Below are 12930 nucleotides of genomic sequence, written 5' to 3'. Positions count from 1 at the left end.
TTTGGTTTTATATTATTTTTCGTACCTTCGTCATATATATTTAAAACGAGGAATGAATATGACAAAATGGTCTTTTACTTTGGTTATTATGTATAGTAACCGGTTTAACAGTACTGGTTTCGAAGTGACAAAACCTGTACAGAGTATATCTGTATATATTTACTGAGAGAAATTGTATAACATTTTCCTGACATCAGGAAGATGATCCCAAATGAAATGAAAAGAAAAAAGAATATACTAACATGTCACAAAAGAAAAAAAGCAACCGGAATATATCTCTGATAGTTATATTGATCGCAATAGCCGGTCTGGTTCTCTATTTTTCACAAAAATCCGGCTCAGAGACCGAGGCAGGAACGCAATCCGAAACAATAGACATTCCATTCCGTAAGCAGGGAGAACTGTTCTTTACAAGCCCGCAGAATGGCGACACACTGGCAATGATCGATATTGAAGTGGCCGATAACGACCAATTACGGGCACGCGGATTGATGTACCGGCGTACCCTTCCGGAAAATGCAGGGATGCTGTTCATTCAAAGTATGGAAGAGATGCAGAGTTTCTGGATGAAAAACACTTACATCCCATTGGATATCCTTTTTGTAAATAGGGATAAAGAGATCGTGACCATCCACGCCAATACCACCCCGTTAAAAGAGTGGAATTATGCATCTACGAAGCCTGCAATCTATGTAGTGGAGGTAAATGCAGGTTTCTCAAACCGGCACGGTATTAACATCGGAGACAGGATAGAATTTGTTATCCCGAAATAACACCCTCCCTACCCCATTTCCTTACCGTCGGAATCATATTTTTTCTGTTTGGCTGTAATACACTCTATAACAATTATGTAGATATTGGTTGCCCTCATTTTTTATCCTTCATTTTCACATATTTTTCCAGCCACTGATCCTGTTCCCACAACAGATGCAGTACATTCTCCCGGGCAGCATACCCGTGGCTTTCCTTTGGCAGGAGTACCAGGCGGACAGGAGCACCAAAGCTCTTCAACGCCTGAAAGTAGCGCTCACTCTGCATCGTATGCGTACCGGAATTATTGTCACTCTCTCCATGGGTAAGCAATAGGGGTGTTTTCATCTTATCGGCATGCATAAAAGGAGACATGGCGTTATAAGTTTCAGGAGCCACCCAGTAGTTCCGTTCCTCTGCCTGGAAACCGAATGGCGTGAGAGTACGGTTGTACGCACCGCTACGGGCAATACCGGCAGCAAAGAGGTCAGAATGGGTCAACAGATTCGCCGTCATGAATGCGCCATAGGAATGTCCCCCTACAGCGACTCGCTCCCGGTCTATATATCCCAGCGCATCCACGGCATCTATCGCCGCTTTGGCATTGGCAACCAGTTGTTCCACAAAAGTGTCGTTCGGTTGATCATCACCCTCTCCCACGATAGGAAAGGCCGCATCATCCAGGATCGCATAGCCACGTGTCACCCAGTAAATAGGATTTCCATACGACAAGTAAGTAAATGAATTGGGGTTGGCTGTAGTTTGTCCCGCGCTGTTCCGGTCTTTATATTCGGTGGGATATGCCCACATGACCATCGGCAGTTTTTCCTTTTTCTCCCTGTCGTAACCGGCCGGCAAGTACAATGTACCGGTAAGCTCGACCCCGTCTTCACGTTTATAACTGATCACCTCCTTATAGACGTTCTCAATGCTCTTGAACGGATTTTCAAATGCAGTCAACGGTTCCGGTGCACGTTTATTCCTGATATTACGGATATAATAATTGGGATATTCAGTCGGTGACTCGATCCGGGTGATAATTATTCCTTTTTTACTATCGACAAACGTAACCAGTTCTTCAACCTTGTCGGTATAGGCAGACTGATAGATCCGTTTCTTTTGTAGTGTTCTCAGATCCAGTTCGTCTATAAACGGGAACTGTCCATCAGCAGTAAAACCGTCTGCAAAGAAATAGATCGAGTTTCCATCCATTTGCAGTGTATAGGTTCCCAAAGCATTCTTTGCTGTTTGCGGATAACCGGGGTCATCATACACGTTCTGGTAGTTCCGGTCGACAATGATACGAGGTTCCTGCTTGTTGTCCGAAGGATTGAAAACATACATCTTCTGATTTCGCGTATTCCACCAGTAATCACGGAGAATAGCATATTCATCGTTACCCCAGGTAATACCGGCATAACGGTTGATAGTTTTCACCAACGAACGGGGACTGCCGGTAAACGGAGCATCGAGTTGGAACACCTCGTCACGGAAATCGACTTTCACTTCCGGATCACCTTTATCAAGCGCTTCTGCCCAGTAGAGGGTCGAAGATTTATCGGCACGCCAGTTGATATTTCTTTTTCCCTGCTGAGTAGCCATAAAACCTATCGGCAGATTCTCCAGCAACGGTTGTTCGTTGAACTTCATCAAGAAATCCCCATCAGCCGTGTATATCTCAGCAATATTCGGAAAACTGTAATAAGGGACGGTATAGGAGAACGGACGGGAGAGCGTAGTCAACAAAAGATATTTTCCATCAGGGGAAAAGGATTGGCTTATATACATTCCAGCCTCTTTCCATCTTGTCTTCGAACCATCGAACCCCACCTTATAGAGTTCCGATGTCATCAGCGTTTCGAAATTGGCCTCATCGACCGGATTCTTCAGCAAATCCTGATAAGTCCGGTTTTGAGATATCTGCCCATCACTGACCGAAACAATTGGCCCTTCCGGTAAAGCCTTTTGGGTATCAATCAATTCGGGGCGGTTTTCGGGAAGCATCCTGACAAGCAATCCGGAACCATCGTTAAACCAACTGTATGGAAATCCTGCATTAGCATTCACAACGGCATCCGTCACTCTTCCCGCCTGCAAGGTCTTCAAGTCGGCAATCCATAGTTCAACTCCGTTTTCTACCGTATTGGTAAATGCAAGCTTTGTCTCATCAGGCGAAAAAGATATGTATGCAATAAGAGGTTCAGAAGGTAAACCTTCTATTTGCCTCACTTCTTTCTCTTTCGTTTTTTTATAACGTATATTATTAGAATAGGTTACCGTACTCGATATATTGGCATCGGGGTTAATACGCAGGCCTGCAAGTCTCACTTCAGGCTGGTTCAGGTCAGACAGCGTTTTGAACGTATTCCGGTACAGGAACAGCATCTGCCCGCCTTTGCTGTCCATATTGACTGAAGGCGCTCTTTCTATATCGACCAATTCCAGAATTTCGGCCGGTGGTACCTGATAGGTGATATTTTCCTGTGATTCAACAAACCGGGGTGCCATAAGCAGAACAAATAAAATAATACAAATTCGTTTCATGGTGCATATGTTTTTTATTAATCATAGTTTATATTTGTAGAATATCAGAGGTGCCTCGGAATAGTTCAAGCAAGCTTGGTTTTTCTCTCGGCTTTCATTATATTTTATGAAAAACAGAAGCAGAAGCCTGTGCCGTGGGCATCACCAGCATATCGTTGACATTCACATGCGGAGGGCGTGAAACAGCAAACCATATACACTCCGCAATATCATCGGCCACTAAACATTCATAACCCTCATACACCTTATCGGCCCGACTCTTATCGCCATGAAAACGCACGATGGAGAATTCCGTTTCCACGGCGCCGGGGCAGATCTGTGTCACTTTTATATTATAAGGGAGAAGATCAAAACGTATCCCTTTGGTCAATGCATCCACCGCATGCTTGGTGGCACAATAGACATTTCCGTTGGGATACACCTCTTTTCCGGCAATGGAGCCGATGTTGACGATATGGCCTTTTTTGCGGGCAATCATTCCCTGCGAAACGAAACGGGTAACATAGAGCAATCCTTTTACGTTGGTATCGATCATCCGGTTCCAATCAACACTGTCTCCCTGTTGCACCGGTTCAAAACCTGCTGCCAAACCTGCATTATTCACCAATACACCTATATTTTGCCATTCCGGCGGCAGACCTTTCAGGGCAGTATTTACTTCCTCTTCATCACGTACATCGAAACAGAGAGTCAATACATGGGAACCGTTCGCTTCGAGTTTATTCTTCAATACAGCCAATCTCTCCTGCCGCCTGCCGGTAATTATCACACCAAAACCATTTTCGGCAAGCTTAAGGGCTGTAGCTTCCCCTATTCCGGAAGTTGCCCCAGTAACCAATGCTATTTTTTCCATAAAATTTAATTTCAGATTCAGCACCAAGAATCAAGACTGCGGATTTGGGATGTTGGATTGGAAATCTGGAAGTATCCCATTCATCCCATTCACATACCTACTCTTCTTATTTCTAACCTCTCCATAAATAACATCAAAATTAGTACAAAAAAACCACACAAACCCCATTTTGATAAACAAAAAGCGTACTTTTACGTTATCAAAAAACAAGATCATATCACTAAAGTATCACCTATGGAGGAACATTTTATTACGGTGAAAACATTCACTTTTGCTTCCGATGTACCCATCGTACAGACATTCATGGAAATGAGAGGGATTGAAATCTATATGAAAAACCTCACACTCAACAGATTGACATATCCTCTCGGAGATATAGAGATGCAGGTGAAAAGCTCCGATTATGAAAGCGCAAAAGAAGCTTTGATCGAAGGTGGATTTGCAAAACCGGAAGATTTTGTATAACTTTCCGTAATCCTCATCTCAAAGGGTTCAGTGTTTCCAGGATTGAATAATACAATTATATATACTTCATAAAATTTCCCATGTCAATAGAGCAAGAAAAAAAAGAAATACGGTATAAATATATCCTTATCGGGTTTCTCGTCTTTTTGGGACTGATCATTTTCAGGCACACACGTCCCTATATGAGTGGTTTCCTGGGTGCAGCCACCTTGTATGTACTGGTAAACGGGCAACAGAAATTTTTCACACAAAAACTTAAATTCAAAAAGTCGATCAGTGCATTGCTCATCGTGTTGGAGGTACTGTTCTTCATCCTTATCCCCCTTACCGGACTCACTTTTCTGGTAATTGATACGGTTTCAGGAATCTCGATCAATCCCGAAGCAATTCTGAGACAGTTTAACGAATTGGTCGACGCCATGGAAGAAAGGCTTGGTTTTAATATATTCACCCCTGAAAATCTGGCTGCTTTACCGAGAGCCGGATCCAATATTCTGCAAATGCTTGGGAACAGTGTTTATTCATTTGTGATCAATGTAGTGGTGATTCTTTTCGTGTTGTATTACATGCTTTTCAACAATAACGAGTTTGAAACAGCTATCAGGGAAGTGTTGCCATTCAAGGAAGAGAATAAGCAGATCCTGGCAGAAGAGACCCGTATGATTATTCAGGCAAATGCCGTTGGAATCCCACTTCTGGCAATTATCCAGGGATTTTTCGCCTATATGGGCTATCTCTTCTTCGGCATAGACAGTGCGATTCTATATGCCGTTCTTACCGCTTTCTCCACTATACTACCCATTGTAGGTACCATGATTGTCTGGGTTCCATTAGGAATCACCCTGCTGTTAGCCGGCGATTACGTAAACGGTATCGCGTTACTTATCTATGGTCTGTTCATTATTGGAGGTGTTGATAATGTAGCCCGTTTCCTCCTACAAAAACAATTAGCAGATATCCATCCGTTAATCACCGTATTCGGGGTACTTATCGGGATTCCTATGTTCGGGTTTTGGGGAGTTATATTTGGCCCCCTGTTGTTATCGCTTTTCATTCTGTTCTTTAACATGTACCGTCATGAATATATACCGGGATCAAAAGCAGAACCTAGGGTCACTACACGCATAAAAGCAAGGAAAGTGAAAATTCCGATGTATGATTCGGCCAAACCCAAAAAGAGAAAGGGAGATACACCCGAGGTTAATTGATCCAATTACCAAAACCAATTACCAATTACCAATTACCAATTATGAATTGTCAATCGACATAACGAAACCATAAAATCAACAAATTATTCTTTGGCACTGTTTTTGCAAAATCATATTGAACGGTCATATAAATGAGCAATTATTTTTATATATGACCGTCAAAAAATTTTATTTGATTTAAAATAAAAGACTATATTTGTAGTCGATACACAGCTAAAGAAGGAACGTTTTCATTAAGCTATATGAGTAAAGTCAAACTTGTTTGAACTTTACCATAGCGAGAAAACGACTAATAGAATTGAAACAAGAATATATGGATAGCAACTTTTCACAACGAGTCAGGGACATCATGGCTTACAGCCGTGAAGAAGCGGGAAGGCTCCAGAACAACTATATAGGGCCTGAACATCTTATGCTCGGCATCCTTCGCGATGGCGACGGCTTAGCTATTCAGGTACTCCAGGATTTCGATATAGATTTACATGTATTGAAAGATTATATCGACTCACATGTGCGTGCCACGCAGGAGCCTTATGATGGGACTAATGAACTCGTGATTAACAAGAATACGGAAAAAGCATTAAAAATGAGTATTCTGGAAGCGCGTCTTACCAAAAGCAGGGAAACCGATTCCGAACATATTTTGTTGGCGTTGCTGAAAGAAAAAAGTACTCTGATCAATGATATCCTCACACAATTTCAACTCGATTATTCAAGTGCATTTCTCTATATAAAGAGTATTCTTGATAACCGGACCGAAGATGGAGATAGTGAGCTGCCCTCTGCAGGAGCAAACTTCACCGACGATGATGATGATGACGCGAATGAAAAGTATCCGTTCAATCCGGCAGGGGGACAAGGTTCCTCTTCACAGACAAAAAGCAGTGGATCCGATACGCCGGTACTCGATAATTTCGGAACAGATATCACCCGTGCTGCATTGGAGAATCGCCTCGATCCAGTAGTAGGACGTGAGAAAGAGATTGAGCGTATTGCACAAATACTCAGCCGTCGCAAGAAAAACAATCCGGTACTCATCGGTGATCCCGGTGTGGGTAAATCGGCTATTGTGGACGGACTTGCCCTGCGTATCACGCAGAAGAAAGTCTCCAGGGCGCTATTCGACAAGCGGGTGATCGCACTTGATATGGCGTCAATCGTTGCGGGAACCAAATATCGTGGCCAGTTCGAAGAGCGTATTAAGGCAATATTGAACGAACTCTCAAAAAATCCGAATATCATCCTCTTCATCGATGAAATCCATACTATCGTAGGTGCCGGTGGTGCTGCCGGATCACTGGATGCCGCAAATATGCTGAAGCCGGCGCTGGCAAGGGGTGAGATACAATGTATAGGAGCTACTACCCTCGATGAATATAGGAAAAATATTGAGAAAGACGGTGCTTTGGAACGCCGATTCCAAAAAGTGATCGTAGATCCCACTACTCCCGAAGAAACGCTGCAGATACTGCGTAATATCAAGGAGCGATATGAAGAACATCACAATGTGCGCTATACCGACGAAGCACTACAGGCGTGCGTGAAACTAACGGACCGTTATGTTTCTGACCGGACTTTCCCCGACAAAGCGATCGATGCACTCGATGAAGCCGGTGCCCGGGTACATATTTCCAATATAGTGATACCAAAGACCATCGAACAACTCGAAGAGGAGTTGAAAGAGGTGGAACAGCAGAAAACCGACGCGGTAAAAGCGCAGAAATATGAGCTGGCAGCCAGCTATCGCGACAAACAACGCCAGTTGTTGTTGGCGCTTGAAGCGGAAGAGGAGCGCTGGCAAAAAGAGATCAAGGAAAAGCCGGAAATCGTGGATGAAGAAAAGATCGCCGAAGTGGTGGCAATGATCTCGGGTGTTCCGGTACAACGCATTGCACAGGCTGAAGGCCAGCGATTACTGGAAATGCGTGATGAGCTGAAGAGCAAGGTGATTGGCCAGGATGAAGCGGTGGACAAAATCGTGAAAGCCATCCAGCGGAACCGGGTAGGATTGAAAGATCCCAACAAACCCATCGGTACCTTTATGTTCCTCGGCCCTACAGGTGTAGGTAAAACCCATTTGGCAAAAAAACTGGCAGAGTTCCTGTTCGACTCATCCGAAAACCTTATCCGCATCGATATGAGCGAATACATGGAAAAATTCAATGTATCGCGTCTTGTGGGTGCGCCTCCGGGATATGTGGGATATGAAGAAGGCGGGCAACTGACCGAGAAAGTACGTCGTAGACCCTACTCTGTAGTACTGCTCGACGAGATTGAAAAAGCGCATCCCGACGTATTCAATATCCTGCTTCAGATTCTGGACGAAGGGCATGTGACCGACAGCCTTGGACGGAAGATCGATTTCAAGAATACAATCCTGATCATGACCTCCAATATCGGAACACGTCAGTTGAAAGATTTCGGCCGTGGTATCGGATTCAATACCAATCAGGATATAACCGATGCCGAGTATTCGCGCAACATCATCCAGAAGGCATTGAACAAAGCATTTGCTCCCGAATTTCTGAACAGGGTTGACGATATCGTGATGTTCGACCAGCTGAGCAAAGAGTCGATCTACAAGATCATCGACCTCGAGTTGAAAGGGCTTTACAAACGTATCGGAGACCTCGGATACAATGTTGTCCTCTCTGAACCGGCAAAGGAATTCATTGCCAACAAAGGATATGATGTACAGTTCGGAGCACGTCCGCTTAAACGCGCCATCCAGAAATACATCGAAGACGAAATGGCTGAGATGATTATCCGTACCGGCATGAAAGAAGGCGAAACCGTTCTGGTTGATTTTGACGATGAAAACCAGAAAGTGATAATGAAAGTAAAAGAAAAAGTGGAATAATAAATTCCACTTTTTTTAATCAACTTAACGCAGTTTAATCACTTCGCTTCCCGCCAGTAAAAACGCTCCGGTACCATACACCTCCCAACTGTTTTCATCAAAGTTCTTTCGGGGATCTGCCCCGATGGGCTGTACCCATCCTACACGACCCTCTTCATTCACACAATTATTCAAAGCCTCCCAGCATTTCTCAATGGCAGGTTTATAGGTCTTACTATCCAATAAACCATTATTTACCCCCCAGGCAAACGCATAACAGAAAAATCCTGAACCACTCACTTCCCCACCCGGATAGGAATCCGGATCAAGCAAACTGGCTCTCCATAATCCATCCTCTTGCTGGAGAGACAATACACGTCCTGCCATTTCCTTGAATAGCTGTTCATAGAAAGGTCGCTCCGGATAATCCTCCGGTAATTCCTCCAGAAGCCGTGCCAGACCTCCCATGACCCAACCATTACCACGGGACCAGAAAATACGTTGCCCATTTGCTTCCCAGCGATCGGTTGTATCCCCTTTTATGACATAATTCAAATCACGGGCAAAAAGTTTCTCATCCTTATTATACAACAAATCATAACATTCTTTGAAATATTGATCATTATATTGATAATAGGTCGGATCATTTAACGTCGTTCCTAATTTCGCTAATACCGGCGGAGCCATAAACAAGGCATCGCACCACCACCATTTGATTACCTGAATTCCCTTATACGGATAGGGATTCTCAAATAAAATCGCAAGAGTGTCAATGGTAGGCTGAATCATCTCCTGGTGTTTTTCAATCCTGTACAAATCTATATAAGTCTGACAAATGGCAATATCATCTGCATGATACCAGCGTTTATATGGCCGCCATTGGGTGGAATCATTTCCCATCGCCATCATTGCATCGTAGATTGTCTGCGATTTTGTTGTCTCCCAGGCGGCAAATAGCCCGGCATAAAAAGCTCCGTTCGTCCAGTCATTCGGGGCATGGCGTGGATTTTTAATTTGCCACTCAGCCACTTTGTTCATTGTCTGCCTGATCGTCCCAGGGGCAAAAACAGAATCTGCCTTATGCATACTACAAGATAGGAATAATAATATCCCTGCAATAAAAAAAAGAATTTTCTTCATTTTTGGTTAGTTTTTATTTGAGTGTTTACCTAAGTTTCTCTTATCTTATGATTGCAACTAAAAGCCTTCACTAAAGTTAGTCGTTTTGAGTCACCTTCGCTCCTCGATTGTTAATTGAGTCACCTTCATTCCTCGATTTTCAATTGAGTCGCCTTCGCTCCTCGATTTTCAATTCTCGCTATGGCATAGTACAAGCAAGCTTGTACTATGCTCATTTGGATAAATAACTATTGCTCGGCAATGTTCCAAGCGAGCTTGACATTGCCCTCGCTTAACCGTTATTTTAGCTTAACGAAAACGTTCGCTTTAGTCACATATATTTGTGTAATAATATGCATGGCCATTTCAAGGAATAAACTTCAGATAGACTTTTCCCCTTAATGGTTCAGCATGTCCGGAACTCAAAAAATAATTCTGCCGGCTCTGCGGCCCAAGTTCTTTAGCCTGTTTGAATTTCGTTCCAACCGGGCTGATTGCGTTGAGTATGGACAGCTGCCCATCCGGGAACACTCCGAGTGTATTATCGTTATTACGCTTCACCGGATTGTCCGGAGTGAACAAATGGAGAAACAAATCTTCAGAAGCTGCCACTATCCGCAGGATCCCTTCATCCGTGGCAAGGTCTGCCGCATACAGGTTAGAATGAAACCCTTTAAATTCAGGATATTCCCATGACTCTCCGGTAATGGTATTGTTATACTCTTTTTCCCAGATATTGAAAGAGACTCCTTTCATCCTGTTTTTCCAAACCCTGTAAGGCCCGTTCCCCAGCCATTTGACATGTTTTACTTTATCTTCCGGATAATCAAATGTGATCCCTATGTGATCATGATAACCTCCCACATCAAATGAATAGTCAATCTCAATCCATCCCGAAGGTAGCAATGATAACGTAATCACATTTCGCCTACCCGGCCGGCTGCTGTTTTCATCCCTAAAACTCAGTCGTATTTTCTCCAGATTATCCTCCACAACTTTATCCAGTTCATCCAGGGCCATATTTCCGTTAGTATACCTGGGTCCATTTGTAAGGGACAATCGTTGTCCATTGCTCTCAATCTGGCGGATAATTCCACTCGTTCGATCTATTACAAGCCTGACATCTTTACTACTCAATATAATTTCGCCATTCTGCTCCTCCTGCTTAACAATACTATTCTCTCTTTCAATTAATCTCAAGGCATACCGGGAGGCAGGAGTAATTGTTCTCGTCCAGGTATGAATCTCCCTGCCATATATATCGGTAGCGGTCAAAGACAAAGCGTCATAATCGGAAATATCCTCCGGGAGCGAAACTTTTATCAGCCCATTAAATCCCGGAGGGATATCTGCCACGGAAACATCCGTCTCCAGTTCGTTCTTTACACCGGCAAGATAATCGAAATTGATCCATTTTGCCGTAAAGCTACATTGATTCAGGTTTGTAAAATGGTAACGATTCTGTACCCTGAAAACACCATCGAACGAAGGAGGCAGGAATGTGGTCCCCTCCAGGTAGACGGGCGACCAAATCTCTTTGATAGTATAGAAACTACCCTCTTTTTCACGAAAAGGCCCTACAATACCATCAGCAGCATGGTTGCCATCGGTATCTATCTCGTTATCCCTATCACTTCGAACCACACCTTGATCTACCAGATCCCACAAAAATCCACCGGCACCCAAAGGATTGAATTGAATAAGGTTCCAGAAATCATCCAATCCTGCACCATGCCCACCGTCATATAATCCATGCATAAACTCCGTCGGAAAAAACAATTTATTCCCATTGAACAAAAAATTGGTTCCTACCCCGTATGCAGGATAGTGATAGGTATTGGTATATTCTTCCTCCAACCAGGGGTGGAAAACATGCCTCTTTTGAATATCGAATTTAGGATATTCCGGCACCAAATCGAAATTAAATCCTCCCTCATTGCCATTTGCCCACATTACAATACTCGGATGATTCACATCCCTGACTACTAATTCCCGGACGAGTTTCTTCCCAACTTCAGTGTCATACATGGACTGCCAACCGGTAAGCTCATCAATGACATACAGTCCCAAGGAATCACATATATCAAGAAAATGCCGGTCGGGAGGGTAATGCGACATTCTGACAGCATTCATGTTCATCTCCTTTATCAGAAGGGCATCCATTAAACTGATGGAATAGCTGGTAGCCCTGCCTGTGGTAGGCCAGTGTGTATGCCTGTTGACTCCTTTAAACTTTATCCTGCTCCCGTTTATATAGAAACCATCACCCGGACGCAACTCTGCAGTGCGAAAACCAAATTTTTCTGTAATATTGTGTACGTTTTTTCCATTCTTAATCAAAGATACTTCTACCTGGTATCTGTTCGGAAACTCGGATGACCACAATTTAGGATTATCAAATTCTGCGGATAAACGGGTTATGCCGGATTTGTCCGTATTAGCAGTGATGGCATTCCCAAATAATTTACCCTCCAGCGTTTTTACCTGAGCCGTTACCTGCGCATTCCCTATATTATCGCTAAGGAAAACATCCATTTGAAAAATTCCATCACATCGGGCATCAATGGCAACCCGGTCAATATGCTCCTTCGGGAGCACCTCTAACCATACCGGGCGGTATATTCCTCCATATACCCAGAAATCGGACTTTCGTTCAGCATTTTCTACAGACTCATTCGAAGATGATTTGTGAACAGTAACCTCCAGAAGATTATCTTCACCAAATTTCAGTAAATCTGTAATATCATATTTAAAACAATAAAAACCTCCTTGGTGAATTTCTCCGGCAACTTGCCCGTTTACCTTCACCTCGGTATCTGTCATCACACCTTCAAATACGATATTAATTTGTTTCCCTTTCCATATCTCGGGTAACACAAATGAATGGCGATACAGGCCAGTCTCATTGATGCGTTCCTTATCATGTCCATAAGTAAACTGGCCAAAACCTTCGAACTCCCAATTAGAGGGAACCGGGATCTTAGCCCATTCCCCGCTTTTGCGTCCTGCCGTACAGAAAAAATCCCATAAGACGGTATTGTCACTTCCCGTACCGGACAGATACAGGGATTCTGTCTGCTGTCCATAAGACAAAAAAGTCAGTAAACTTACACACAATAAAATGATCTTCTTCATACGATTAAAAATTTAGA

At 43.4% G+C, this 12930-nt stretch carries 8 protein-coding genes; 4 read left to right on the top strand and 4 right to left on the bottom strand.

Annotated elements, in window-relative coordinates; genetic code table 11:
* The first annotated feature begins 242 nt into the window (after positions 1–242).
* Complete coding sequence (locus PSM36_RS05505; RefSeq protein WP_076929543.1) at positions 243–773, top strand: DUF192 domain-containing protein; 531 nt, start codon at positions 243–245, stop codon at positions 771–773.
* Positions 774–867: 94 nt separating this feature from the next.
* Here the strand turns inward: PSM36_RS05505 and PSM36_RS05500 are convergent, their stop codons facing one another.
* Complete coding sequence (locus PSM36_RS05500; RefSeq protein WP_076929541.1) at positions 868–3294, bottom strand: alpha/beta hydrolase family protein; 2427 nt, start codon at positions 3292–3294, stop codon at positions 868–870.
* A gap of 97 nt (positions 3295–3391) precedes the next feature.
* Positions 3392–4147 (bottom strand): SDR family oxidoreductase, encoded by a 756-nt coding sequence (locus PSM36_RS05495; RefSeq protein WP_076932071.1) that lies wholly within the window; start codon positions 4145–4147, stop codon positions 3392–3394.
* A 234-nt stretch (positions 4148–4381) separates the two neighbouring features.
* On the opposite strand from PSM36_RS05495, the gene PSM36_RS05485 reads away from it, so the two are divergent.
* The 3 genes from PSM36_RS05485 to PSM36_RS05475 all read left to right on the top strand — a co-directional run bounded on the left by PSM36_RS05485 (position 4382) and on the right by PSM36_RS05475 (position 8680).
* The gene (locus tag PSM36_RS05485; protein ID WP_076929536.1) at positions 4382–4612 is read left to right on the top strand and encodes a hypothetical protein; all 231 of its coding nucleotides are present in this window, start codon (positions 4382–4384) and stop codon (positions 4610–4612) included.
* Positions 4613–4692: 80 nt separating this feature from the next.
* On the top strand, positions 4693–5820 hold the full coding sequence (locus tag PSM36_RS05480) for an AI-2E family transporter (protein WP_076929534.1): 1128 nt from the start codon (positions 4693–4695) through the stop codon (positions 5818–5820).
* A 313-nt stretch (positions 5821–6133) separates the two neighbouring features.
* A complete protein-coding gene (locus PSM36_RS05475) occupies positions 6134–8680 on the top strand; it encodes an ATP-dependent Clp protease ATP-binding subunit (protein WP_076929532.1) in 2547 nt (848 codons plus the stop codon).
* A 24-nt stretch (positions 8681–8704) separates the two neighbouring features.
* Here the strand turns inward: PSM36_RS05475 and PSM36_RS05470 are convergent, their stop codons facing one another.
* Together PSM36_RS05470 and PSM36_RS05465 are read right to left on the bottom strand one after the other, a co-directional pair.
* Entirely contained in the window at positions 8705–9799 is a 1095-nt protein-coding gene (locus PSM36_RS05470; protein WP_076929530.1) for a glycoside hydrolase family 88/105 protein, read from the bottom strand.
* Between the two features lie 345 nt (positions 9800–10144).
* Positions 10145–12913: a glycoside hydrolase family 2 protein gene (locus PSM36_RS05465; RefSeq protein WP_076929528.1), complete on the bottom strand. Its 2769-nt coding sequence runs from the start codon at positions 12911–12913 to the stop codon at positions 10145–10147.
* Positions 12914–12930 lie beyond the last annotated feature (17 nt).

Origin of the sequence: Proteiniphilum saccharofermentans (assembly GCF_900095135.1) — a bacterium.
GTDB classification, from domain to species: domain Bacteria; phylum Bacteroidota; class Bacteroidia; order Bacteroidales; family Dysgonomonadaceae; genus Proteiniphilum; species Proteiniphilum saccharofermentans.
Note: the sequence above shows the minus strand (reverse complement) of the source record. Positions and strands in the feature narration are given on the sequence as shown.